This is a genomic window from Pseudomonas sp. K8, from assembly GCF_014889455.1.
Taxonomy (GTDB): Bacteria; Pseudomonadota; Gammaproteobacteria; order Pseudomonadales; family Pseudomonadaceae; genus Aquipseudomonas; species Aquipseudomonas veronii.
Window position 1 is genome coordinate 43647 of sequence record NZ_VJWO01000017.1, and the last position, 25119, is coordinate 68765.

23 protein-coding genes, 1 tRNA gene and 1 pseudogene are annotated in these 25119 nt (G+C 61.0%); 7 read left to right on the forward strand and 18 right to left on the reverse strand.

Annotation, left to right across the window (positions count from 1 at the left end):
- The first annotated feature begins 42 nt into the window (after positions 1-42).
- Positions 43-201 carry a YqaE/Pmp3 family membrane protein gene (locus INT12_RS14400; protein ID WP_010207008.1) on the forward strand — a complete coding sequence of 53 codons (159 nt, stop codon included), beginning with the start codon at positions 43-45 and terminating at the stop codon, positions 199-201.
- A 5-nt stretch (positions 202-206) separates the two neighbouring features.
- Here INT12_RS14400 and pqqE read toward each other — a convergent pair whose 3' ends face one another.
- The 10 genes from pqqE to INT12_RS14450 all read right to left on the reverse strand — a co-directional run bounded on the left by pqqE (position 207) and on the right by INT12_RS14450 (position 10121).
- Positions 207-1337 carry a pyrroloquinoline quinone biosynthesis protein PqqE gene (gene pqqE, locus INT12_RS14405; RefSeq protein ID WP_017847834.1) on the reverse strand — a complete coding sequence of 377 codons (1131 nt, stop codon included), beginning with the start codon at positions 1335-1337 and terminating at the stop codon, positions 207-209.
- Complete coding sequence (gene pqqD, locus INT12_RS14410) at positions 1330-1605, reverse strand: pyrroloquinoline quinone biosynthesis peptide chaperone PqqD (protein WP_046489112.1); 276 nt, start codon at positions 1603-1605, stop codon at positions 1330-1332. The genes pqqE and pqqD overlap by 8 nt, the downstream gene beginning before the upstream one ends.
- The gene (pqqC, locus tag INT12_RS14415; RefSeq protein WP_017847832.1) at positions 1602-2354 is read right to left on the reverse strand and encodes a pyrroloquinoline-quinone synthase PqqC; all 753 of its coding nucleotides are present in this window, start codon (positions 2352-2354) and stop codon (positions 1602-1604) included. Before pqqC ends, pqqD begins: the two co-directional genes overlap by 4 nt.
- A gap of 105 nt (positions 2355-2459) precedes the next feature.
- Complete coding sequence (gene pqqB, locus INT12_RS14420) at positions 2460-3371, reverse strand: pyrroloquinoline quinone biosynthesis protein PqqB (protein ID WP_193040185.1); 912 nt, start codon at positions 3369-3371, stop codon at positions 2460-2462.
- Between the two features lie 71 nt (positions 3372-3442).
- On the reverse strand, positions 3443-3517 hold the full coding sequence (gene pqqA, locus INT12_RS14425) for a pyrroloquinoline quinone precursor peptide PqqA (protein WP_003194766.1): 75 nt from the start codon (positions 3515-3517) through the stop codon (positions 3443-3445).
- Between the two features lie 159 nt (positions 3518-3676).
- On the reverse strand, positions 3677-6067 hold the full coding sequence (gene pqqF, locus INT12_RS14430; RefSeq protein ID WP_193058890.1) for a pyrroloquinoline quinone biosynthesis protein PqqF: 2391 nt from the start codon (positions 6065-6067) through the stop codon (positions 3677-3679).
- A 48-nt stretch (positions 6068-6115) separates the two neighbouring features.
- Positions 6116-6910 carry a carbon-nitrogen hydrolase family protein gene (locus INT12_RS14435; RefSeq protein ID WP_193040957.1) on the reverse strand — a complete coding sequence of 265 codons (795 nt, stop codon included), beginning with the start codon at positions 6908-6910 and terminating at the stop codon, positions 6116-6118.
- An 11-nt stretch (positions 6911-6921) separates the two neighbouring features.
- Positions 6922-8604 carry a flavin monoamine oxidase family protein gene (locus INT12_RS14440; RefSeq protein ID WP_193058894.1) on the reverse strand — a complete coding sequence of 561 codons (1683 nt, stop codon included), beginning with the start codon at positions 8602-8604 and terminating at the stop codon, positions 6922-6924.
- A 165-nt stretch (positions 8605-8769) separates the two neighbouring features.
- Positions 8770-9216: an Lrp/AsnC family transcriptional regulator gene (locus tag INT12_RS14445; RefSeq protein ID WP_017847827.1), complete on the reverse strand. Its 447-nt coding sequence runs from the start codon at positions 9214-9216 to the stop codon at positions 8770-8772.
- A gap of 35 nt (positions 9217-9251) precedes the next feature.
- Positions 9252-10121 (reverse strand): LysR family transcriptional regulator, encoded by an 870-nt coding sequence (locus tag INT12_RS14450; RefSeq protein WP_046489117.1) that lies wholly within the window; start codon positions 10119-10121, stop codon positions 9252-9254.
- Positions 10122-10234: 113 nt separating this feature from the next.
- Between INT12_RS14450 and INT12_RS14455 the strand changes: the two genes are divergently transcribed.
- The 3 genes from INT12_RS14455 (at position 10235) to INT12_RS14465 (ending at position 11933) form a co-directional block, all read left to right on the forward strand.
- Positions 10235-10660, forward strand: coding sequence for a VOC family protein (locus INT12_RS14455; RefSeq protein ID WP_102618128.1), 426 nt, complete (start codon positions 10235-10237; stop codon positions 10658-10660).
- Between the two features lie 536 nt (positions 10661-11196).
- On the forward strand, positions 11197-11379 hold the full coding sequence (locus INT12_RS14460; RefSeq protein WP_082107707.1) for a type II toxin-antitoxin system HicA family toxin: 183 nt from the start codon (positions 11197-11199) through the stop codon (positions 11377-11379).
- 152 nt (positions 11380-11531) lie between these two features.
- Entirely contained in the window at positions 11532-11933 is a 402-nt protein-coding gene (locus INT12_RS14465) for a type II toxin-antitoxin system HicB family antitoxin (protein WP_082107708.1), read from the forward strand.
- Here the strand turns inward: INT12_RS14465 and INT12_RS31990 are convergent.
- From INT12_RS31990 to rpsU, 6 genes and pseudogenes are all read right to left on the reverse strand, one after another.
- Positions 11930-12348: pseudogene (locus tag INT12_RS31990) on the reverse strand (hypothetical protein); the annotation flags it as partial. The gene INT12_RS14465 and the pseudogene INT12_RS31990 sit on opposite strands and share 4 nt — an antisense overlap.
- A gap of 197 nt (positions 12349-12545) precedes the next feature.
- Positions 12546-12622: transfer RNA gene (locus tag INT12_RS14475), tRNA-Ile, on the reverse strand.
- Positions 12623-12637: 15 nt separating this feature from the next.
- Positions 12638-16381 carry an EAL domain-containing protein gene (locus tag INT12_RS14480; RefSeq protein ID WP_193040958.1) on the reverse strand — a complete coding sequence of 1248 codons (3744 nt, stop codon included), beginning with the start codon at positions 16379-16381 and terminating at the stop codon, positions 12638-12640.
- A gap of 133 nt (positions 16382-16514) precedes the next feature.
- Positions 16515-18365, reverse strand: a complete 1851-nt coding sequence (gene rpoD / locus INT12_RS14485) for an RNA polymerase sigma factor RpoD (RefSeq protein WP_017847823.1) — start codon at positions 18363-18365, stop codon at positions 16515-16517.
- 67 nt (positions 18366-18432) lie between these two features.
- The gene (dnaG, locus tag INT12_RS14490; RefSeq protein ID WP_017847822.1) at positions 18433-20403 is read right to left on the reverse strand and encodes a DNA primase; all 1971 of its coding nucleotides are present in this window, start codon (positions 20401-20403) and stop codon (positions 18433-18435) included.
- A gap of 448 nt (positions 20404-20851) precedes the next feature.
- The gene (rpsU, locus tag INT12_RS14495; RefSeq protein ID WP_002551877.1) at positions 20852-21067 is read right to left on the reverse strand and encodes a 30S ribosomal protein S21; all 216 of its coding nucleotides are present in this window, start codon (positions 21065-21067) and stop codon (positions 20852-20854) included.
- 203 nt (positions 21068-21270) lie between these two features.
- On the opposite strand from rpsU, the gene tsaD reads away from it, so the two are divergent.
- Positions 21271-22296, forward strand: coding sequence for a tRNA (adenosine(37)-N6)-threonylcarbamoyltransferase complex transferase subunit TsaD (tsaD, locus tag INT12_RS14500; RefSeq protein ID WP_017847821.1), 1026 nt, complete (start codon positions 21271-21273; stop codon positions 22294-22296).
- Positions 22297-22329: 33 nt separating this feature from the next.
- On the opposite strand, the gene plsY is transcribed toward tsaD, so the two are convergent.
- Entirely contained in the window at positions 22330-22899 is a 570-nt protein-coding gene (gene plsY / locus INT12_RS14505) for a glycerol-3-phosphate 1-O-acyltransferase PlsY (protein ID WP_193039849.1), read from the reverse strand.
- 72 nt (positions 22900-22971) lie between these two features.
- Between plsY and folB the strand changes: the two genes are divergently transcribed.
- On the forward strand, positions 22972-23325 hold the full coding sequence (folB, locus tag INT12_RS14510; RefSeq protein WP_026140135.1) for a dihydroneopterin aldolase: 354 nt from the start codon (positions 22972-22974) through the stop codon (positions 23323-23325).
- A complete protein-coding gene (gene folK, locus INT12_RS14515; protein WP_193039848.1) occupies positions 23316-23834 on the forward strand; it encodes a 2-amino-4-hydroxy-6-hydroxymethyldihydropteridine diphosphokinase in 519 nt (172 codons plus the stop codon). Before folB ends, folK begins: the two co-directional genes overlap by 10 nt.
- Here the strand turns inward: folK and INT12_RS14520 are convergent.
- Positions 23829-25058, reverse strand: coding sequence for a multifunctional CCA addition/repair protein (locus tag INT12_RS14520; RefSeq protein ID WP_193039847.1), 1230 nt, complete (start codon positions 25056-25058; stop codon positions 23829-23831). The two genes, folK and INT12_RS14520, sit on opposite strands and share 6 nt — an antisense overlap.
- Positions 25059-25119: the final 61 nt, after the last annotated feature.

The window sequence follows — 25119 nt, forward strand, 5'->3', positions numbered from 1 at the left end:
AGCTACACGGCTCACACGAGCCGATTTTCAGGAGCTGAACCCATGGACATCATTCGTATCATCATCGCCATTCTGTTGCCGCCACTGGGTGTATTCCTGCAAGTGGGTTTCGCCGGCGCGTTCTGGCTGAATATTCTGCTGACCTTGTGCGGTTACTTCCCAGGCATCATTCACGCGGTGTACATCATCGCCAAACGCTGAGGCTCTCAGCTTTTTGCGATGAGTCGTGAGTTGCGCTCGTTGCGAAAGGCCAGTTGCTCGATGGTCTGGGTGGCGTGTTCGGCCTCTTCCCGTGCTTGAAGGATGATGCCGTGGTGCTCGGACTTGCTGCACACCGGGTCGGCATTGCTCGCATCCCCGGTCAGCATGAACGCCTGGCAGCGGCAGCCGCCGAAGTCCTTTTCCTTTTCATCGCATGAACGGCACGGCTCGGGCATCCAGTCGTAGCCGCGAAAGCGGTTGAAGCCGAAAGAGTCGTACCAGATGTGCTGCATGCTGTGGTCGCGCACGTTGGGAAACTGCACCGGCATCTGTCGGGCGCCGTGGCAGGGCAGGGCGGTACCATCCGGGGTTACAGTCAGAAAGATGCTGCCCCAGCCGTTCATGCAGGCTTTCGGGCGTTCTTCGTAGTAATCCGGGGTGACGAAAATCAGCTTGCACGGGTGCCCTTCGGCTTCGAGCTTGGCGCGGTATTCGTTGGTGATGCGTTCGGCGCGCACCAACTGTTCCTGGGTCGGCAACAACCCCACGCGATTGAGCTGCGCCCAGCCATAGAACTGGCAGGTGGCGAGTTCGACAAAATCCGCTTCCAGCGCAATGCACAGCTCGATGATGCGGTCGATCTTGTCGATATTGTGCCGATGGGTGACGAAGTTCAGCACCATCGGGTAGCCATGAGCCTTCACTGCGCGGGCCATTTCCAGCTTTTGCGCGAAGGCCTTTTTCGAGCCGGCCAGCAGGTTGTTCACCTGTTCGTCGCTGGCCTGGAAGCTGATCTGGATGTGGTCCAGGCCAGCCTTCTTGAAGTCGCTGATCTTCTGCTCGGTCAGGCCGATGCCGGAGGTGATCAGGTTGGTGTAGAAGCCCAGCTTGCGCGCTTCGGCGATCAGTTCGGCGAGATCCTGGCGCACCAGCGGTTCGCCGCCGGAAAAGCCCAACTGCGCGGCGCCCATCTCACGGGCTTCGCGAAACACCTTGAACCACTGCTCGGTGCTCAGTTCCTTGCCCTGCTCGGCGAAATCCAGCGGGTTGGAGCAATACGGGCACTGCAGCGGGCAGCGATAGGTCAGCTCAGCGAGCAGCCACAAGGGCAGGCCGATGGCTGGTTTTTCAGGCAAGGGTGATCCAGTGCTCGGCACGGGCGACCTCCATGAATTGCTCTACATCATTGCCCAGCTCAGGCACACCGGGAAATTGTTTATCCAGCTCATCGATGATCGTGGCGACGTCGCGCTCGCCGTCGATCAGTCCACCGATCAAGGCGGCACTTTCATTGAGCTTGATCATGCCCTCGGGGTAGAGCAGTACATGGCCTTTTTGCGCGGGCTCGTACTGGTAGCGATAACCCTGGCGCCAGGTCGGTTTCTTGCTGCGATCAAAGCTCATAGGGCGATCCCTTTATGCCAGACCCGCTGCGTGGTCACGCTGTGATAGGGCGGGCGTTTCAATTCGTAGGCCATGCTCATGGCATCGAGCATGCTCCACAGGATGTCCAGTTTGAACTGCAGAATTTCCAGCATACGCTCCTGGCCTTCGCGGGTGGTGTAGTGCTGCAGGGTGATCGCCAGGCCGTGTTCCACGTCGCGGCGGGCCTGGCCCAGGCGGGTGCGGAAATACTCATAGCCGGTGGGGTCGATCCATGGGTAATGCTGCGGCCAGCTGTCGAGGCGCGATTGGTGGATCTGCGGCGCGAACAGTTCGGTCAGCGAGCTGCTGGCGGCTTCCTGCCAGCAGGCGCGGCGGGCGAAGTTGACGTAGGCGTCCACCGCAAAGCGCACGCCGGGCAACACCAGCTCCTGGGAGCGCAGTTGGTCCGGGTCGAGGCCGACGGCCTGGCCCAGGCGCAGCCAGGCTTCGATGCCGCCGTCTTCGCCGGGGGCGCCGTCGTGGTCGAGCAGGCGCTGAATCCACTCGCGGCGGATTTCACGGTCCGGGCAGTTGGCCAGGATCGCGGCGTCCTTCAGCGGGATGTTCACTTGATAGTAGAAGCGGTTGGCGACCCAGCCCTGGATCTGCTCGCGGGTGGCGCGGCCTTCATACATCGCCACGTGGTACGGGTGATGGATATGGTAGAAGGCGCCCTTGGCCCGCAGGGCTTTTTCAAATGCATCGGTGCTCATCGGTATATCAGTCATATGGGTCTCCTGTGGGAGCGAGCTTGCTCGCGAAGGTCGTTAACGGTGACGCGTGCACCCTGAGTATCTGCGGTGTTCTTGCGTTTTTCGCGAGCAAGCTCGCTCCTACAGTTCAATGCTCATGCCGTCGTGAGCCACTTCGACATTGCGCCGCACCAGCTCGGCCCGCTCGGGAGAATCTTCATCGAGGATCGGGTTGGTGTTGTTGATGTGGATAAGTACCTTGCGCTGCTTCGGCAGGTGTTCCAGCACTTCGAGCATGCCGCCGGGGCCGTTCTGCGCCAGGTGGCCCATCTCGCGGCCGGTGCGGGTGCCGACGCCACGGCGCTGCATTTCATCATCGTCCCACATCGTGCCGTCCACCAGCAGGCAGTCGCTGCCGGCCATGATTTCCAGCAATGGCGCGTCCACCTTGCCCAGCCCTGGGGCGTAGAACAGTTTGCCGCCGGTGCGCAGGTCTTCGACGATCAGGCCGATATTGTCGCCGGGGTGCGGGTCGAAGCGGTGCGGCGAATACGGTGGCGCGGCACTGCGCAGCGGCAGCGGGGTGAAACGCAGGTTGGGGCAGGCCGGGATGGTGAAGCTGGCGTCCAGCTCGATACGGTTCCAGGCCAGGCCGCCATTCCAGTGGGTGAGCATGGTGAACAGCGGGAAACCGCTGCTGAGGTCTTCATGGACCATGTCGGTACACCACACCTGGTGCGGGCAGCCTTCGCGCAGGCTCAGCAGGCCAGTGGTGTGGTCGATCTGGCTGTCCATCAGGATGATCGCGCTGATGCCGGTGTCGCGCAGGGCACGGCCGGGTTGCATCGGCGCGAAGCCCTGCAGTTGTGCGCGGATATCCGGCGAGGCATTGCACAGTACCCAGTTCACGCCATCGTCGGAAATCGCGATGGATGACTGGGTACGCGCCTGCGCTCGCAGGCTGCCATCACGAAAGCCTGCGCAGTTCGCGCAGTTGCAGTTCCACTGCGGGAAGCCGCCGCCGGCGGCGGAACCTAGAATCTGGACAAACATGGCCGCTCCATCAAACAAAGCTGAAAACAAAAACGCCCCGGACGAGCCGAGGCGTTGTCTTACCCAGCCAATCAGCGGCTGGCGAAGTACATAGTCACTTCGAAACCGATGCGCAGATCAGTGTAAGCAGGTTTGGACCAAGTCATATTCTTACTCCTACGAAGGGATGGGACGTTTACTACCAAGTAATACATATAGTCCACCTCCAGTCGGAGATGTTCAGATGTGTGCCTATGAATATTACGCATTTTTTTCCAAGTTAGCGCTGTCTTGGTGGAAAAAGCCTATTGCGGCAGCGGCAACGATCAGTCTGCCGATTGCCAGTCACCGCCGCTGCGCGGGCCGTTGGCGATGCAGCGCCAGCCGCCCGCGGCGTCCTGCACCTGTTGGGCGGCGCGCTGCAGATCCGCGTGCGTCAGGGCTTGGATCTGGTGTTGAAGCAGCGCCAGATACTCTGCTGGATGGCCGGCCAGGCGCGCCTGCCACAACAGTTCGGCGGCCTGGGCGAGGGGCAGCGCCTGCGCCGTGAATTGTTGCGCCAGCGCTGGGTGGCCGAGGTCGTCGCTGGCGTCGATCAATGCCGGTAATTGCGCGAGGAAGGTGTGCAGGTGCTGCATGATGCCCTCAAGGGAAACGCTGGGCGACTGCACGCCAAACAGCAGGCCGGTTTGCCCATTGATCTGTCGGATACCGCTGAACACCGCGTAGCCGATTTGCAGCTCTACCCGCAGGCGTTGGTAGAACGGCCCTTGGAGCAGGTGCGCCAGCAGGCGCCATGCGGCTTCATCTGCCAGGGCGCGCGTCGGCGTCGGGCAGAACAGCAGCAAGGCCGCATCAAGGGCATCGGTGTGGACCTCATGCCATAGACGCTGGCCGTTGAGGCTGGGGCATTCGGGTTCAAGAAGGGCCGGTTGCCCGGGCAAGCGGGTGGCGGCGGATCTGAGCGCCGCTTCGCAGTGGGCGGGCAGCCCAATGCCCAGGCCTTCCCAGCGTGCGTGGGCCCACGACAGCGAGGGCGCAGGCGGGTTTGGTCGAACGCCGGCACAGCACGCCGGCAGCGCCTTGAGCAATTGCCGGATGGCAATCGGCGGTGTGCCGGCAGTGGCGTGTTGCCGATCCTCCTCAAGCAGGTTCAGGCTGCGCGCGAGTTCATCGAGTATCGCCGGCATGGGTTGGTGAAGACCGACCATCTTCACCAGCCAGTCATTGCCGATCGCGTCGAAGGATAAGTCGACGCCGGCCTGGCGGGCATTTTCGCGCAACGGTGCCAGGGTGTTTTCCAGCGTCGATGGGAGCGCGCAATCCAGCCGCCAGCGCAGGTAGAGCGCGCCTTCCTCATGGGCATCGGCCAACGCCGGGCTGAACGACAACGCCGACAGCTCTCGCCGCCCTCGGTAACGGTCCTGGGCAAAGGTGCGCAAGCCCCGGTGGGCGCTGGTCTGGCCGCGAATCAGGCCGGCGCGTTCGTCCTTCACGGGTGGGCGCAGGAACGGGTTGTTGGGCGGCAGTTGCCACGCATGTCGGCAGGCTTGCAGCGGCAGGGCGTCGAGCAGGGTCTTGAGGGCGGCAACGTGCTGCTCCGACACCGGTGCTTCGAGTTCTTCACTGTCATGCCGCGCCAACGCGAGGGCGCCTTGGACCTGCTGTTGGCGTGCGTTGAGCAGGGCGAATTCCTCGCGCAGAGATGTCCAGTCGCTGTGTGCGAAAAAGCTCAGCCAGTCGTACAACAACGCTTCGATCTGTGTCGCCGCGTCGCTTTGAGTTCCGAGGGTAAAATCGAGATCCAGCAGCGCTTGCCCGGCGAAATGGTAGAGCACGGAGGCCTGCACAGTGCTCGCCAATTGCCGCGCTTGCAGTTCCGCGCGCAACCCGCCGGGCGCCGAGGCGTTGAGCCAGAAACAGAGGAAGTCCAGGGCTTCCTTGGGGGCGTCGACGCTGATGACGTGATGCAGATGGCCGTCGGCGCTGTGTTGGAAATGCTGCGTATGAGCGGGCATCAGTGCTGGCGGGGCCGCCTGCGGGTGTCGCGGGCCGGCGCGCAGTTGCTCACTGAAGCGCCGCGCCAGGCGTTCCAGTTCTGCCAGCGGTTGTGGGCCGGCCAGACTCAAGGTCATTTGCCCCGACTGATAGAAGTGCTGGTGGAAATCCCGCAATGCTTGCTGAAACGCCTGACGTTCCACCGGCAGGCTGTCGCGATTACCCGCATGGAAGCCGCGCAGCGGATGATTGGCCGCCAGGCCCTCCAGCAGCGCGACCTGTTGTTGCGCGTTGGCGTCCTGGGACCAGGCGATGAATTCCGCGTGCAGCACTTCGCGCTCGCGCAGTTGATCGTCCAGCGCCAGGCGCGGATGGGTCAGCAGATCGGCCAGGCGTTCGAGCCCATCGGCAAAGGTCGACAACGGCAGTTCAACGAAGAAATCCGTGGTGCGTTCGCGGGTGCTGGCATTGACCTGGCCACCGTGGCGCTGCACGTAGGTCATCAGCCCTTCATCGCTCGGAAAACGCTCAGTGCCAAGAAACAACAGATGTTCCAGAAAGTGCGCCAGGCCGGGCCACGCCAACGGCACGTCATGGCTGCCGGCCGCCACCCGCAAAACAGCGGCGCAACGCTTTAAACGCGGGGCATGGCGCAGGGAAACCCGCAGGCCGTTGGCCAGGGTCAGGTGAAGGTGATGGGGCTGGGCCGGCGCAGGCATGGGCACTTCCGATACGAGGGAAGTGCCTATGCTAGCAAACCCTCCAGATCAGGGCTTGTGCAGCGTGCCGTACAGTTCGGGGCGGCGGTCTTGCAGGTAGTCATTGGCGGCGCGGGCATCGAGAATCGATTGGTGTTCCAGCGTGCCGACGATCAAGGCTTCATCCAGGCCGGCCTGGGCGATTCGCTGCCCATCCGGCGCGGCGATGCTGCTTTGCCCGCAATACTGAATCTCGCCTTCGTGCCCGCAGTAATTGGCGTAGGCCACGTAGCACCGGTTCTCGAAAGCCCGCGCCCGCACGGTGACGTCGGCGACAAAGTCGAACGGCACCATATTCGCGGTGGGCACCACGATCAGATCGGCGCCGGCCAGGGCCAGGCGCCGCGTGTTTTCCGGGAACTCCAGGTCGTAACAGATCAGCACGCCCAGTTTCCAGCCGTTGAGTTCCACCAGCGGAAAATCATCGCCGCCGGCACTGAACATCGAATGATCAAGGTCGCCGAACAGGTGCGTCTTGCGGTAGTTGCACAGGCGCTGGCCGTGAGCATCGATCAACTGCACGGCGTTATAGATCTGCCCGTTCGCGGCGCGCTCCGGGTAGCCGTACAGGATTGCCAGCCCGGCACTTCGCGCCAGTTCGGCAATCGTTCGCGCCGACTCGCCATCCTGCGCCTCGGCCAATGCGCCGACAGCTTCGGCACCGATGTTGTAGCCGGTGAGGAACATCTCCGGCAGCACCAGCAGGTCGGCGCCGGACGCCTCATGCGCGAGTCGATGCAGGCGCTTGAGGTTGCCGGCCACGTCCAGCGGCAGCGGCGGGCATTGGTACAGGGCGACACGCATGGCTTGGCTCCTTAATCGGCCAGGGCAATTGGCCCGATTTCATCGAACACATCACCCGGCCCCGGGTTCTCTGGGTGAGTGTGGCCGCCGAAGTGGGTCATGATGCCCCACACCGCGTTCAATGAGGTTTGCACCGCGCCTTCGACCCAGGCCGGTGTCCAGGATACGTCATCGCCGGCGATAAAAATCCCACGTTGCTCGGCGGGCATGTCCTTCTGCATGAAGTGCGCGTACATCCGCTGGTTGTAGCGATAGTGACCGGGCAACGCACCTTTGAAGGCCCCGAGGAAATGCGGGTCGGCTTCCCAGGACACGGTGATCGGGTCGCCGATGATGCGCGCCTTGATGTCGACTTTCGGGTAGATCTTGTTCAGTGCGTCGAGGGCCAGCTTCACGCGTTTATCGATGGGCTGCGGGAGCATTTTCAGCGCATCGCTCATCCACGAGTACGACAGGCAGATCACGCCCGGCTTGTCGTCGCCGTTGTCGAACAGGTAAGTGCCACGGGTCAGGCGATCGGTGAGGGTCATGCTCATCAGGTCGCGGCCGGTTTGCGGGTCTTTGTCTTTCCAGAACGGGCGGTCGACCATCACGAAGGTCTTCGACGATTGCATGTAGCGGGTGCGGTCCAGGGCCATCCACATCTTTTGCGAGAACAGGGTTTCGTCGCATTCGATCTGGGTGGTCAGCAGCCAGCTTTGGCAGGTGGTCAGCACGGCGGCGTATTCGCGGGTATCGCCGTAGTTGTCGGTCACGGCGAAACGGCCGCCGGGCGCGTGGGCAATGCGCTTGACCCCGGCCCGTGGCGCGCCGCTGTGCAGCGAACTCAGGCTGGTGCCCGCCGGCCAGTGGGCGCAGCGCTCCGGCACATGGCGCCAGATACCCATGGGCACCTGCGCCACGCCGCCGACCACCAAGTGTTGATGGTCGTCGCAGTTGGTCATCACCACGCGGAAGATTTCCAGCATGGAGTTGGGGAAATCCGAATCCCAGCCACCGGTGCCGAAGCCGACCTGGCCGAACACTTCGCGGTGATGGAAGGACAGCTTGGCAAAGGCCTTGGAGGTGGCGACGAAGTCGTAGAAGGTGCGGTCGTCCCACAGCGGCACGAGTTTGTTCCACAGCGCCTTGAGGCGCGGCACATCGCGGTCGCGAATGGCTTGCTGGATATCGCCGAACTGCGAGCCGGCTTCCAGGGCGTCGGCCCACGCGTCAGCCACTTCCTGGAACAGCGCAGGCAAGTCGGACAGTTTTTGTGCGTAGTGGGTCTGGCCTTCCAGGTCGATGACCGTGCTGCCGGAAGCCGGCGTCAGCGGGTTGGGGAAGGGTTTGGTGTCCAGGCCGAGCTTGTCGACATAGTGGTAGAACGCGGTGGACGACACCGGGAAACGCATGCCGCCCAACTCGGCGATGATCCCTTCGGCGCCTTCAAACGCCTGGGAGCGCAAACGGCCGCCCATCTTCGAGGCCTCGTACACCACGGGCTTGAGGCCCAGCTTCATCCGTTCGTAGGCGGCCACCAGGCCGGCGATCCCGGCGCCGACGATCGCCACTTCGGCGCCGTGGTTGGCGGCCGGAATACTGCCCAGGCCGGCGGGGTGTTCGATCCAGTCATCAAACGCAAAGGGGAAATCCGGGCCGAAGATGGTGATCGGTTTTTTACCGTCGGCGGGGTGGCGATTGGTCTTGCTGATGCTGCTGGACGGAATGCTCATGGCTGACCTTACTAGCGGCTCGCGGGACGTGCCCGCTGAGTATAGGAAAAGATGGCAGCCAGTTTAGGGAGCGTAGCGTTCGTTAATAAGACGCAAAGTGTCGTCGAATTGAATTGTTTTCAGTCAAAGTGACGAGGTTGGCGGTCAGATTGGTTGTCTTCGATCGAGTTTGTTGCTGAGGATGATCGACGTGGTGGTTTTTTCCACGCCGTCGACGCTGCCGATCTGGTCCAGCAATTGATCGAGCTGTTCCGGCGAATCGGTGCGCAGCCATGCCACGTAATCGAACTCGCCGCTCACCGCGCACAGTTGCTGAACCTGGGCCATGGCGCTGAGCTTGCGCAGCACGTCCTTGCCCGAGCGCGCCTGCACGGTGATGCCGACATACGCCTGCAGCCCGCCATCCACCACACGCTGGCCGAGGCGCACGCCATAACCGGTAATCACCTGGGTTTTCTCCAGACGAGCCAGGCGCGACGTCACCGTAGTTCGCGCAATACCGAGTTGCCGTGCCAGCATGGCGACGCTTTCACGGGCATTGATCTGCAATGCGGCGATCAGTTGGCGGTCGATTTCATCGAGGACAGGCAAGGGCAGCTCCGGTGCGGACGGATAGGGGGCATATGTTACAGGCTTGCGTCAGCCAACAGACAGCGGGCAAACAGTTGCGGCACGGGCAGGTTGCGGTGGTTGTAGCGACTGAGCAGGATGATCTCCCGGTAAAAGGTCAGATGGCCTAGCGGGATAATTCGTACCTGGGGCGAGCGTTCGAGCCACAGCCCCGCCTGAGGAATCAGCGACACCCCCAGGCCACACTCGACCATCTTGACGATGGCTTCCAGCTCATCCAACTCTAGCGCCACCTGCACCTCGAGCTTCTGCTCGCGCAGAAACCGGCTGACCAATCGACCGCCAAACGACGCCCGGTCGTAGCGCACATGGGGCTGGCTGCCGAGCAACTGCAAGGGGTCATCGCCTGCCAGTGCATGCGGCACGATCAGCGCAAAAGGCTCCTTGCGCAGCACCTGTACGTGCAGCTCCTTAGGCAAGTCAAAAGGCGGTCGAATGATAATCGCCGAGTCCAGCTCGCCGGCGTCCACCTGGCTCAGCAATTCCAGGGACACGCCGGGCACCAACTTGCATTCCACGGTCGGCGCGGCCTGACGTAACCGGACCAGGGCCTGGGGCAGCAACCCGGTCTGCGCAGTGCCGATCGCCCCGACTTTCAGCTCGCCCCGGTATTCATTGGCATCCACCGGCACTGCCATGCGGTTGAACGTCTCCAGAATCTCCTTGGCCAGCGGCAAGGCGCGAACGCCTGCGGCATTCAGCGTAGCCTGGCGCCCGGTGCGGTCGAACAACGGCACCCCGAGCGCCTGCTCCAGTTGACGAATCTGCGCACTGACCGCCGATTGCGTCAGCCCGATATGCATGCCCGTCGCGGCGAACGTACCGTGGCGCGTTACCGCGATAAAGGTCTTCAATTCACGCAGCATGGGCGCCTCAACTCATCGAAATTATTTGAGCTCGGCGCAAAAACTATCGTCTTTTCATCGCCAGCAGCAAGGCTAAACTCGAGCCTCTCCACGACCCGCAGAGGTTTGACCTGATGACACTGGCACCTTTTCACTTGGCCATTCCGGTATTCGACCTGGCCGCTGCCCGGCATTTCTACGCTGACGTGTTCGGCCTGCAAGAGGGGCGCTCCAGCGAGCACTGGGTCGACTTCAACTTCTTCGGCCATCAACTGGTGATTCATGAACACCCCAAAACAGCCTCCCAGGCTGCGGCGCACACCAACGCAGTCGACGGCCACGACGTCCCCGTGCCGCATTTCGGCGTGGTATTGAGCTGGGACGACTGGCATGCCCTGGCGGCGCGCTTGCAGGCACGGCAGACCGCGTTCGTGCTGGAACCGCACATTCGCTTCAAAGGCCAAGTGGGGGAGCAGGCGACACTGTTTTTGTTTGACCCCTGCGGTAACGCGTTGGAGTTCAAAGCGTTCCGGGATATTGGGCAGTTGTTTGCGACGTGAGCCTGAGGGCGAGGGCGCTGGCTAAAACGGCAGCGACAGACACACAAAAGCCGCGCAATGCGCGGCTTTGGAGTTGGTGGGCCCACACGGACTTGAACCGTGGATCAAAGGATTATGAGCCCGAGTAAAAGTCCTGTCTCCATTGGGAAGCCCCATAAAACATAGAGTTTTTTGGCATTTTTTTCATATGTGCCGAATAGATTTACAGTTGGTGTGGACGCTTTGTGGACGGCCCTCGGTGCCATCCATTGCACTCCCTTGCAAAACCTCTCACATCGTGCAATTGCCATTACCCCGGGAAGAACCACGGCCGGCCTCGCCTGGAGCCCCGATTGCATCACCTTGATGGCTTGCACAAAAAACCTAGGCAAAGCCCGTCGGCGGGAGGGGGATAAGTGCTTTTCCGTCGCATTTTTTCTTGTGCAGCAATCTTATACCTCTCGCAAAGGTCTTTAGTGTGTATGGTGTGTATTCTTTCTTGATCGCCACGCCAGTCGTGTGTACCATACACAACATGAGGGTGTGGGTATGGGCTGATGCGAAGTCGAGATGTGATTGAATTGATAGAGGCGGATGGGTGGTTTGAAGTGGCGGTAAAGGGAAGTCACCACCAGTTCAAACACCCAACAAAAAAAGGCCGGGTGACGGTTCCCCACCCCAAGTCTGAGATAGCTAAAGGAACGCTACACAACATACTGAAAACCGCCGGCCTAAAGTGAGGCCGGTTTGACCATCGAAGGCGCCTGCATGGGTCTCGGTGAGGCGGTACTGGACGAGTGATGGTCTTCACGGAGACCGTCAAACCTGCAGATACTGAATCTCAAGTGTTCGGCGAGACGAGCGCTTTAATTCTCAAGGGAGAATTACATAAATGAAATTTCCAGTCGTAATACATAAAGACGCTGATTCTGATTTTAGTGTGACCGTACCCGACGTGGCTGGATGCTTCTCCGCTGGTAGCACCTTCTCGGAAGCGCTTGAAAATGTACACGAGGCACTGGCGCTGCACCTGGAAGGGCTCGTCGCAGATGACGAAGCCTTGCCTCAAGCGCAAGAAGTAGACGCTCACTTGGATAATCCTGATTACGCTGGTGGCGTGTGGGCAGTGGTCGACTTCGATTTGACCCCGTATCTGGGCAAATCGGTGAGATTTAATGCCTCGCTGCCTGAGCATCTGTTGAATCGGATTGATGAAAAAGTACAGAAGGATCATCGCTACGCATCACGATCAGGCTTTCTGGCCACTGCCGCGTTGCGGGAGCTGTGCGCTTAATTAATTGAAACGACTGAAAGGGCGCCAATCGGCGCCCTTTGTCTTTCTATGGCTGATGAGAACGCAAGGGCTGGTTGGCCTTCGCTGATAACAGTTAGATTTGTTGGACGATTCGAAGCAAACGAACGACCCAGTAAGCCGTTTGCATGGGTATGGCTCGAAAGTTGTGCGTTCATCTGTTGCTCCAAGTCGAGCAGATCACACACCACCTGAAAGATGTTCACGCTCTCAGATCCGACATGATTTTTTGGTGCATGCATCTGCAGACTGACCCCCGCTACGCTCTTACGCAGCCCCTCAATCCTGTCCTCCATATCCCCACCCACCGTGGCGTTGCGTTTTTGCCCCACCACCAAGTTCAAGTCCGGCCAGTCGCTTGGTGCAGATCATCCACCGCCGCTAGGCTTGCAGCTCCAGGTATTGGAATGGAAAGGTTGAGCACTATATGGAGATACACGCTTTCCTATTGAGGGCGTTGAACCCCACCTATCAGGATCTCCAGATAGGGTGATGTGGACGTTTTGTGGACGGTAGTGCCTTTATGAAATTTCCTGGCTGAAGATTTTGCATCTTAAAAAACGACAAAAGCCGCGCAATGCGCGGCTTTCGAATTGGTGGGCCCACACGGACTTGAACCGTGGACCAAAGGATTATGAGTCCTCTGCTCTGACCAACTGAGCTATAGGCCCTTAACAGGTCGCGGATTATAGCGATGGTTTCTCCGCTGTGCTATCCGAAAAATCCTGAACCCTCATACGAAGAAACGTCGCGGCAAAAAGCTCCGGGGGCAGGGGCAGGCTGACGATGTAGCCTTGCATCTGTTCGCAGCCCTCGGCGGCGAGGAAGGTTTGTTGTGCGGGGGTCTCTACGCCTTCGGCGATGATGGTGAATTGCATGCTGTGGCCCAGGGCAATGATGGCGCGCACGATCGCCACGTCGTGGGGGTCGTCGGGCAGGCCGCGGATGAAGGATTGGTCGATTTTCAGGAAGTCCAGGGGCAGGCGCTTGAGGTAGCTGAGGGATGAATAGCCGGTGCCGAAATCATCGATCGCCAGTTGTACGCCCAGGCGTTTGAGTTGGTGCAGCACGTCCAGCGCTTCTTCGGCCTGGCTCATGATGAAGTTTTCGGTGATCTCCAGTTGCAGGCAGCCGGGTTCGAGGCGGTAATCGCGCAGTAGCTGTTCGATGCGTGACAGCAGGTTGGGCTGGCGCAGTTGTGCGCCGGCGAGGTTGACGGACAGCGGGCCGAAGTGATCGAACACGGTTTGCCAGGCGTGCATTTGTTGGCAGGCCTGCTCCAGGACCCAATCGCCGATCTGCAGGATCATGCCGTTCTCTTCGGCCAGGGCGATGAAGTGTTCGGGCGGCACGTCGCCGAAGGTCGGGTGGTGCCAGCGGATCAGCGCTTCGGCGCCGATCAGTTCCTGGGTCTCCAGGCTCCGTTTGGGTTGGTAATACAGGCTCAGCTCATTGCGTTCGATGGCCCGGCGCAGTTCATGTTCCAGCGCCACGCGTTCTTTGGCCTGGGCGGTCAGGTCGCGGGTGTAGCCTTCGACGCGGTTGCGGCCCTTGGCCTTGGAGCGGTACATCGCGGCGTCGGCGTTTTTGACCAGGGTGGCGACGTCCATGCCGTCCTGGGGGTACAGGCTGGTGCCGATGCTGGCGCTGATAAAAAACTCGTGCTCACCCGCCTGGAACGGCGGGGTGAAGCAGGCCAGCAGTTTATTGGCCAGGTGCTGGGCGTCGCTGGCTTGCTGCAGGCCGGGCAGGAGGATGATGAATTCGTCGCCGCCCAGACGGGCGACGGTGTCGATGTCGCGCAGTTGCTCCTTGAGGCGCACGGCGATGTTCTGGAGCAGCAGGTCGCCGATCGGGTGGCCGAGGCTGTCGTTGATGTGTTTGAAGCGATCCAGGTCGAGGAACAGCACGGCGCCCTGGTGGCCGCTTTCCTGTTGATTGTTGAGCGCGGCCTGTAGCCGGTTTTCAAACAGGGTGCGGTTGGGCAGGCCGGTCAGCGGGTCGTGATGGGCTTGGTAGTCGAGGCGGGCCTGGGCGTGTTTGAGGCTGGAGATGTCGGCAAACACCGCGACGAAGTGCGTGATCGCCTGGTCGCGGTTGCGCACGGCGCTGATGGTCAGCCAACTGGGGTAGACCTCGCCGCTCTTGCGACGGTTGGAGATCTCGCCCTGCCAATGCCCGTGAGTGGTCAACTGGTGCCACATCGCGGCATAGAATGCGCTGTCATGCAGGCCGGAGGCGAGCAGGCGCGGGGTGTGGCCGAGGGCTTCGGCTTCGCTGTAGCCGGTGATCTCGCTGAAGGCGCGGTTCACGGCGCTGATGTTTTGCCGGGTGTCGGTGATCAACACGCCTTCGGCGGTGCTTTCGAAGACGGTGGCGGCCTGTTGCAGTTTTTCCTGCATCTGTTGGCGCTCGGTAATGTCCCGGGCGATGGTCAGCATGCAGTCGTCATCGCCGATGGGCAGCGGACGGCTGGACAACTCGCACAGCCGGATCTGCCCGTCGCTGCGGCGGATATGGCAGATGAAATCGCGGACAAACCCGTCGCGTTGCAGCAGCTCCAGCATGTGTTTGCGTTCGTTGAGGTCGACCCAGATGCCCAGGTCCAGGGTTGACTGGTCGAGGGTACTCACGCTGGCGATGCCGGTAATGCGGCTGAACCCTTCGTTGACCTCGATCAGTTGGCCATCGCTCTGACGGCTCAAAAGCAAACCGTCGGGCGAGGCATGGAAGGCCTTGGCGAATTTCTCTTCGGAGGTTTGCAACTGTTGCTGGGTTTCCTTGAGCTGGGTGATGTCTCGCACCACAATTACCAGGGCTTCGGTCGTGTCGAGTTGGAACGGTTCGGCGGAAATCAGCCCGGTAAAGGCTTGGCCGTTGCTGCGCAGAAAGCGCATTTCCAGGTTGCGGATGCTGGTGGTCTGCAGCCGTTGCAGCAGGTCCGGGCCGATGCCCGGGATACCCCAGATATTCAGCGAAGTAGCGGTTTTACCGATCACGTCTTCGGCCTTCAGGCCCACCTGGTCCTCAAACGCTTTGTTGACCTCCAGCAGGCAGCCGTCGGACATTCGTGCGATCACCAGAATGTCTGGGCACTGTTGGAACACCGAGGCAAATTTTTGCTCGGACAATTGCAGCGCCTCTTCCGTGCGCTTGGCGTCACTGATGTCGATCATCAAGCCACGGAGCACCGGTTCATGGCCGTGTTCGATCAGGCTGACAATATCGCGTACCCACAGGCAACGGCCGTCGGCGGTGATCACCCGGTAATCGACGCTGTGATCACGGTTGGCGCGGGTTTCGCGGTAGCAATAGGCTTCGGTGCGCGTCAGGTCGGCGGGGTGAATGATGCTGCGCCAGAAGCCTGGAATCAGCCAATGGGCGCGGGGGTAACCGAGCAGTTCTTCGGCATGCGGCGACACGTAACTGTAGGTGAAATCGCTAATGCTGGCTTCCCAGGCAATGGCGGACAAGCTCTCCACCAGGCCTCGATAGTGATATTCGCTGCTGCGCAGTTCCTGCTCAAGGGCGACGCGGCGGGAAATTTCCGAACTGAGCCGACGATTGATCCGAATCACGACGACCAATACGCTGCTCAGCAGCAGTATCGTGGGCAGGCCATACGTCAGCAGATCCGTCCAGAACGTGCGGTGATCGGTGAGGCTGCCGACCCAGTGTCGCTGGATCGCTTGCGTTTCGTCCGGGCTGAGGTCAGCGAGGACCTTGTCCAGAATCCCTACCAGCATTTTGTTTTCACGAGGCACGCCCATCGCCAGTTGGTAGCGGTAGGGCGTTTCACCGCTGACGTACAAGCCGTCGAGCTTGAGTTGGCGCAGGCTCCATACGCTCGAAGCCAGGTCGCCGACTACTGCGTCCACTTCATCGGTGGCCAGCGCCTGCAGGGTCGAGCTGACATTCGGCAAGGCCACCAGGTTGAGGTCGGGGTGGTGGGTGCGCAGCAATTCATGGGGCGCGTAGTTTTCCACCACGGCAATCTTCAACCCATAGAGGTCCTTCAGGTTGTGCGGTTGCGCACCGCCTTCATGGGCGAGGATGACGATGGGGAAGTCCAAGTAAGGCCGCGTGAACGCCATGTAGGCCTGGCGCTCGGGGGTGGACATGATGCCCGGCAGCAGGTCGAGCTGGTTGTTGCGGGCCTGTTCGAGGACGGCGCTCCAGTTCACCGGCTCGATCAGCTTGATCCTGACGCCCAGGCGGTCTTGGATCAGGCGCACGTAATCCGCCGCCAAGCCTTGGTAGCGTCCGTTCTCGTCGCGGTATTCGAAGGGCGGCCAGGAGGCATCCACCCCCAGGCGCAGCTCCTGATGGTCCGCCAACCAGCCACGCTCATCCTCCGTGAGAGTCAAGGCGCCAGCCGTTGCGGTCCAGGTCAGCAGCGACAGCAAAAGCACGGTCGGCAATCTGGGCATAACGGTCTCGTTATGGCACGGGGAATGTTTCGAGTGTAGACGGGCATTGCGGGGGAGGGAGGGCGCAGCGGTGAATCTATAAAAAGTAATCGGTAGAAAGCAAAACCCCCGGCCTGGGCCGGGGGTTCTGGGATCACTCGTCGAGGAAGGAGCGCAGATGCTCGCTTCGCGTCGGGTGACGCAACTTGCGCAGCGCCTTGGCTTCGATCTGACGGATCCGCTCGCGGGTCACGTCAAACTGTTTACCGACTTCCTCAAGGGTGTGGTCGGTATTCATGTCGATGCCGAAACGCATGCGCAGTACCTTGGCTTCACGGGCAGTGAGGCCGGACAGTACGTCGCGGGTCGCTTCTTTAAGGCTCTCAACGGTGGCTACATCGATTGGCGACTGCATGGTCGAGTCTTCGATGAAGTCGCCCAGATGGGAGTCTTCGTCATCACCGATCGGGGTTTCCATGGAGATCGGCTCTTTAGCGATCTTCAATACCTTGCGGATTTTATCCTCAGGCATTTCCATGCGTTCGCCCAGCTCTTCCGGGGTCGGTTCGCGACCCATTTCCTGCAACATCTGCCGAGAAATACGGTTGAGCTTGTTGATCGTCTCGATCATGTGCACCGGAATACGGATGGTGCGGGCCTGGTCGGCGATCGAGCGAGTGATCGCCTGACGGATCCACCAGGTGGCATAAGTCGAGAACTTGTAGCCGCGACGGTATTCGAACTTGTCCACCGCCTTCATCAAGCCGATGTTGCCTTCCTGGATCAGATCGAGGAATTGCAGGCCACGGTTGGTGTACTTCTTGGCAATGGAGATCACCAGACGCAAGTTCGCTTCAACCATCTCTTTCTTCGCGCGGCGGGCCTTGGCCTCACCGATCGACATGCGACGGTTGATGTCCTTGATCTCGGCAATCGTCAGACCGGTTTCGGTCTGAAGTGCGGTCAGCTTCTGCTGGCAACGAATGATATCGGGCTGCAGGCGACCAATGGCTTCGGCGTATTTCGCCTTGCCCTTGGCCAGAGCGTCGGTCCAGCTTTCGTCAACTTCGTTGCCCGGGAACTGGCGCAGGAAGTCGGTACGCGGCATGCGCGCATCACGCACACAGAGCTGCATGATCGCCCGCTCTTGTGCGCGCAGACGCTCAAGGGCGCTGCGAACACGCTCGACCAGGCCTTCGAATTGCTTCGGCACCAGCTTGATCGGCATGAACAGCTCAGCCAGCGCCACCAGCTCGGCAATTGCCAGCTTGTTGGAGCGACCGTGCTTTTTCAGGGCCTTGCGGGTGATTTCCATTTGATCGGAAACCGCACCGAAACGCTGGGCAGCGATGATCGGGTCTGGACCGCTTTCGACTTCATCTTCGTCGTCGGTGCTGGCTTCGGCATCGTCGTCTTCGGCATCGTCGTCCGCTTTCACGGCTTTCGGGTCGACAGGCGGCGGCACTTCGGCAGCAGGTGGCGCAATGCCGTCGTCCGGGTCGATATAACCGCTCAGGACGTCGGACAGGCGGCCACCTTCGGTGGTGACGCGAGTGTACTCGGAGAGAATGTGGTCAACCGTGCCAGGGAAGTGCGCAATTGCGCCCATCACTTCACGGATACCCTCTTCAATACGCTTGGCGATTTCGATTTCGCCTTCGCGTGTCAGCAACTCGACGGTACCCATTTCACGCATATACATGCGTACAGGGTCAGTCGTGCGACCGATGTCGGTCTCCACCGCGGCCAACGCGGCAGCGGCTTCTTCAGCGGCTGCCTCGTCGGTATCGGCGTCGGCCAACATAAGGGCGTCCGCATCCGGAGCACTCTCGTGTACGGGGATCCCCATGTCGTTGATCATGCGGATGATGTCTTCCACCTGCTCTGGATCTGAAATATCCTCAGGCAGGTGATCGTTGACCTCTGCGTAAGTCAGATACTTCTGCTCACGACCCAGGGTGATCAACTCTTTGATACGAGACTGCTGTTGCGCTTTTCCGGACATAACACCCTATCCACTGAAGGTCTTGGCGGGCAAAAAACAAGCCGAGGATTATACCCGAGCTATGACCTCACGCGCCAGCTGAGGTCGGGTTTGATGCGGAAACATTCTGTTTTAAGAGGTCACGCATCTGTTTTGCTATCTGAATTTGCTCTTCAGCCGATAATCCCGGCTGCCTCGCTCTCTTGATGAGTTCATCGAGGGTCTGCGTGTGCTGACCCGCGGATAACCTAGTAATGGTGTCTAAAAACTGTTGTTCAAGGTTATCGCCGTCAATTAGCCACTCCTTTTCCGCGAGTGCTTTCAACAACCGCCCTTGTTCGGTGCCATGCCAGCGAGCCATCAGCTGAATGGAGTTTAGCTTAGGATTTTTCTGTACCGCCTCGATCAGCGCGATCAGTACCTGGGCATAGGTATTGCTCTCGTTGGCAAAGTGCTCGGCACTCTCGACCTTGCCCGCCAATTGCGGATGGTGGATGAGTGTGCGCAGGGCAATCAGCGTCGGCGCCTCTACGGCCACCGGGGTGCGCGGGGCGTAGGCCTCGTCGCGGTCACCGCGCTTGCCGTTTTTGTTCCAGGGCTTCTTGTCCCATTTCTTGCCGCCGGCGCCGGGCTTTTTCGGTGTCCACTCCTGCTGGGGCGTGTAGGCCTCCTGCGGTTGGTGGAAGTCGGAATAGTCCGGCATGGCGTCGTAATCCATGCCTGGGTCGTAGGCCGGCGGCGCATCTTGCGGTGCGCTGTGGACCAGCTGGCTGACCGCTTCGCCGCTCAGTCCGGTGATTTCCAGCAGGCGTTGACGCATCAGGGTGCGCAGGTTCGCGCCCGGCACTTTGTCGATTAGCGGCGCCGCGAGGGTGGCCATGTGCGCCTTGCCTTCGAGGGAGCGCGGGTCGGCTTCTTCGGTCAGTTGCTGGAAGAAATAGTCCGCCAGCGGCTGCGCATGCTGGTTGATGCGCGCGCGGAAGGCGTCGGTGCCTTCGGAGCGGACCAGGGTGTCCGGGTCTTCGCCTTCGGGCAGGAACAAGAAGCGTGCGCGGCGCCCGTCCTGCAGGCACGGCAGCGTGGCTTCGAGGGCGCGCCAGGCAGCGTTGCGGCCGGCCTGGTCGCCGTCGAAGCAGAACAGCACGCTGGGCACTACGCGGAACAGGCGCTTCAAGTGTTCTTCGCTGGTGGCGGTGCCCAGGGTCGCCACGGCATTGCGCAGGCCTTGCTGGGCGAGGGCGATCACGTCCATATAGCCTTCAACCACGATGATTTCGTCGAGGTTGCGGTTGTTCTTGCGCGCTTCGAACAGGCCGTAGAGTTCCTGGCCCTTGTGAAACACTGCGGTTTCCGGCGAGTTGAGGTACTTGGGCTTGTCGTCCCCGAGCACCCGGCCGCCGAAGGCGATGATCCGGCCACGGCTGTCGCGGATCGGGAACATCACGCGGTCGCGGAAGCGGTCGTAGCGCTTGCCGGTCTCGGCGTTTTCCACCAGCAGGCCGGCGTCGATCATGGCTTTTTGCTGGAGGGTGTCGCTGCTCAGGTGTTTGTACAGGTTGTCCCAGCCCGGCGGGGCGAAGCCCAGGCCGAAGTCGCGGGCGATTTCGCCGGTGAGGCCGCGCCCCTTGAGGTAGTCGACGGCGGCTTTGCGCTGCGGATGGCTCTTGAGCGCCTGGCGATAAAAGTCGGCGGCGGCGGTCAGCAGCGGGTACAGCGGCGAATCGGTGGGTTGCCGCGGTTTGTGCGGGCGGCCGCTTTCTTCGCGGGGGATCTCCATGCCGGCGGCTTTGGCCAGTTCCTCGACGGCCTGGGGGAAGTCCAGGTTGTCGTGGTCCATGATAAAGCCGAGGGCGTTGCCGCCCGCGCCGCAGCCGAAGCAGTAGTAGAACTGCTTGTCGGGGCTGACGCTGAACGACGGGGTCTTTTCCTTGTGGAACGGGCAGCAGGCGGTGTAGTTCTTGCCCGCCTTCTTCATTTGCAGGCGCGAGCTGACCACATCGACGATGTCGGTGCGGTTCAGAAGGTCGTCAATAAAGCTCTGGGGAATCAGCCCGGCCATGGCGTTCTCGTCATCACTGCGTGGAAATGAGGGCCCGTGAAGTGCTCAAGCGCACGTATCGTATGGCTCGACCATCAATCGTCTGCTTGGGCTGTCAGGAAGTGTATCTGCCGAACATCCACTGACGTTAATTTCTACTCAGTCTGTTCGGCGAAGAAATGTTGCCCCGGCGTCCGGTCTTGGCCAATGGCGGGCCTCGGAAGCGCATCGATGGGCACAGCCGACACAGTCGATCGTCTGCTTGAAGAAATAAGTGTGCTCGTCAGTAGCCTTGTTAGACTCGTCAGAAGAGACGCGCACCGCTGGCAGAAGAGCCAGTCCTGACGTGTGAAGCAGTGTCTCGGTCGCATGCGCGGCGTCGACGGTGAAGCATCAAGCGATATCCGCAAATGCCAACAGCCCGGCTTAGGGCCGGGCTTGGCAGAAGCTTGCTACGAACGTCTGTGTATTAGTACAGACGAACGGCGCGGCGCTGCTCGCGCTGAACTTTCTTGGCGTGACGCTTAACAGCGGCTGCTGCTTTACGCTTACGCTCAGAAGTTGGCTTCTCGTAAAATTCGCGGCTACGAACTTCAGCCAGAACACCGGCTTTTTCGCAGGAGCGCTTGAAACGACGCAGAGCTACGTCGAAGGGTTCGTTCTCTTTTACTTTGACGGCTGGCATCCAGAGCTACCTTCTTTCATTACCGGGAATCAACGTTCTCGTCGCAAAAAATTCGCGGCTGAGGTCGTCGGTTTTTAAGGGTTGCGGATGTTAACCCCTCATTGCCAGGAATGCAAAGCCTCTGATCGAAAACCGCTAGTCGGGAGGGGGAGTGGCGACTATTATGCGCGCCTTCGAATTCAGCCTCTACAAGGCGCAAACCCATGCTAGTACTGGGACTTGAAACCTCCTGCGACGAAACCGGTGTCGCACTTTACGACAGTGAACGCGGGCTTTTGGCCGATGCGCTGTTCAGTCAGATCGACTTGCATCGCGCCTATGGCGGCGTGGTGCCGGAGCTTGCCAGCCGTGATCACGTCAAACGCATGCTGCCGTTGATTCGGCAGGTGCTGGACGAGGCCGGCTGCGTGCCGACCGAGATCGATGCGATCGCCTACACCGCCGGCCCCGGATTGGTCGGAGCCCTGCTGGTTGGGGCTTCTTGCGCCCAGGCGCTGGCATTTGCCTGGGACATTCCGGCCCTCGGCGTACACCATATGGAAGGCCATTTGCTGGCGCCGATGCTGGAAAAAACACCGCCGCAGTTCCCGTTCGTCGCTTTGTTGGTTTCGGGTGGCCATACGCAGCTGGTTCAGGTCGATGGGATCGGTCAATACACGCTATTGGGCGAGTCGCTGGACGATGCCGCCGGTGAGGCGTTCGACAAGACCGCGAAGATGATGGGCCTCAATTATCCCGGCGGTCCGGAAATCGCGCGCCTGGCCGAAAAAGGCGTCGCCGGTCGCTATACCTTCCCGCGTCCGATGTGTGATCGCCCGGGGCTGATGTTCAGCTTCAGCGGTTTGAAGACCTCTGCCTTGAATACCTGGCAGCACAGCGTCAGCGCCGGGGACGACAGTGAGCAAGCCCGTTGCGACATCGCGCTGGCGTTCCAGCAGGCTGTGGTGGAGACTTTGACCATCAAGTGCAAGCGCGCCCTGAAACAGGCGGGCATGCAGCGCCTGGTGATCGCAGGCGGCGTCAGTGCCAACAAGGCCTTGCGCGCATCCCTGGAAAAAATGCTCGGCGACATGAAGGGCGATGTGTTCTATGCGCGCCCTGAATTCTGCACCGACAACGGCGCGATGATCGCTTATGCCGGTTGCCAGCGCCTGCAGGCCGGGCAGCACGAAAGCCTGGCGATCAGCGTGCAGGCACGCTGGCCGATGGAGCAGTTGTCACCGTTGTAGGCGCTCAAGGTGAGCGGAATTCATCGGCCGGGTTTAAAAATGCCGTTCGCGCCCGGCAAACAGGTCGCGTAAATTGCCGCGATGGCGCCAGACGATCAGCAGGGTCAGCACACTCATCGGCAACAGCGCCGCCGGTTCCTGCCAGGCCAGCAACGGCAGGGTGAGCGGCGTGGCGATCAGCGCGGCCAGCGAGCTGGTGCGGGTCAGGTAGAAGGTCAGCAGCCAGGCGAGCATGGCCAGCAGCGCCGCCGGAGGGTAGATCCCCAGCAGCATGCCGGCCGCCGTGGCGACACCCTTGCCGCCGCGAAAACGGAAGTACAACGGAAACAGATGGCCGAGGACGGCGCACACGCCAACCCAGGCTTGCTGTTGCAGGTTAAGGCCGGCGAGGCTGGCGATCAGCACGGGCAACAGGCCCTTGCACACGTCGCCCAGCAGCGTCAGCACGGCGAGCTTCTTGCCGGCCAGGCGCAGCATGTTGGTGGCGCCGGCATTGCCTGAGCCACTCATTCGCGGGTCGGGATTTCCCGTCAGGCGGCTGAGCAAGATGGCGAAGGACAGCGAGCCGAGCAGGTAGGCGAAAATCGCCAGTGACCAAAACATGCTAACTATTCCGGGCGAGGACGCCCTGATTCTAACGGGGCATCGCGCCCTTGTCGTGCTGCGGAGAAGAGCTTGGACAGAGTGTTTATCGAAGGCCTGGAAGTCGACACCGTGATCGGGGCCTACGACTGGGAGCGCGGCATCAAGCAATGCTTGCGCCTGGACCTGAGTTTCGCCTGGGACAACCGCCCGGCCGCTGCGGGTGACGACCTCACCCTGGCACTGGATTACGCCAGTGTGTCCGCGCGTATCCAGGCCTTTGCCGAGCAGTCGCAGTACCAGTTGGTGGAAACCTTTGCCGAGCGTCTGGCCGAAGTGCTGATGAGCGAGTTCCAGATTCCCTGGCTGCACCTCAAGTTGACCAAGCCGGGGGCCGTGCCGGCCGCCAAGGGCGTGGGCGTGGAGATCGAGCGCGGATGTCGCTAACTCAGGTTTACCTTGGTCTTGGCAGCAATATCGAGCGCGAGCCCCATCTGTGCGCGGGCCTGGATGCACTCGCGGGCTTCTTGATCGACATGCGCTGCTCGGCGGTGTTCGAGAGCCAGCCGGTGGGCATCAAGAGCGGGCTGTTCTTCAATCTGGTGGTGTCGGCCTATACCGACCTGTCGTTGATGGAGCTGGATCGCCGGCTGAAGTCCATCGAGGCCGACAATGGCCGTTACGCGCCGGATCGCAAGGGCCTGCCGCTGGATATCGACGTGCTGCTGTACGGCGATTTGGTGGGCAACTTCGATGGCCTGATCCTGCCGCGTGCAGAAATCCTGAAAAACGCCTTCGTGCTGTGGCCGTTGTCGATGATGGCGCCGAATCGTGTACACCCTGAAGTGGGCAAGACGCTGGCTGAGCTGTGGCGGGATGCACACATCGATCAGGTGCTGGCGCCCGTCGGATTCGAATGGCGGGGCCAGCAACTGACGCCGAGCGCGCTGCTATAGGGCGTGCTGTTCCTTGTAGGCTTTCAAGGTCTTGAGCCGTTCGCGCTTCAGGGCCTCGCCCAGTTCGGGGCCCTTGAAACCCTTCTCCAGCAACGGCGCCACCGCGACCTCGCGCGCGGCCTTTGCGGCGCCGCGTAAATAATCCGCCTGTGGATAACTGCGTTGTTCCAAGCCCTTGCGGCCGCGGGCGTCCATTTCACAGGCGACCACAAACTCTTCAAAGCGCTGCGGCCGCCGGTAAACGTCAAAACTCTGCAGCAACTCCAGCAATGTCGAGGCTTTCAACTCCAGCGCGCGATGCCCATGGGTGTGGTATTGGCCCACCAGCAGCGCCAGCTCCTGGCAGTCCCTCGGCGCCTTGAAGCGTTCATTGACCGCCTTGATCAGCTTCAGGCCGCGCTGCTCATGGGCAATATGCTGTGGCAACTTATCCACAGGCGTCAGGCCTTTGCCGACGTCATGCAGCAGGCAGGCCCAGCGCACTGTCAGCGGTTGGTGATGCAAGGCGGCCTGTTCGAGCACGCTCAAGGTATGAACGCCGCTGTCGATCTCGGGGTGATGGGCTGCGGGCTGCGGCACGCCGAACAGGGCGTCGACTTCCGGCATCAAGGTGTTCAATGCGGCGCAATCGCGCAGCACCTGGATGAATACCTGGGGCTGGTCTTCCATCAGGGCACGGGAAATTTCCTTCCAACTGCGCTCCGGTGTCAGGGCTTCGAGTTCACCGGATTCGCTGAGTTGACGCATCAGGTCCAGGGTTTGCGGCGCCACTGTAAAACCCAGGTGGGCGTAGCGCGCAGCAAAGCGCGCAACCCGCAATACGCGCAGGGGATCTTCGGCGAACGCCGGGGAAACGTGGCGTAAAACGCGGGCTTCAAGGTCGCGCTGGCCGTGATAGGGGTCGGTCAGCCTGCCATCGTCGTCCTCTGCCATGGCGTTGATGGTCAGGTCGCGGCGGATCAGGTCTTCTTCCAGCGTGACGTCGGGGCTGGCGTGAAATACAAAGCCGCCATAGCCCCGGCCACTCTTGCGCTCGGTACGGGCGAGGGCGTACTCGTCGCCGTTTTTCGGGTCGAGGAATACCGGGAAGTCCGCGCCCACCGGTTTATAGCCCTTGGCGAGCATTTCCTCGGCCGTTGCGCCGACGACGACACGGTCGATATCGGTGACCTTGATGCCCAGAAGGCGGTCACGCACCGCGCCGCCGACTTTGTAGATTTTCATGAAAAAGCCTCCATTAGCCGCACAGGATAACGCCTGTGCCCGGCCAATGGCGGCTTTGCCG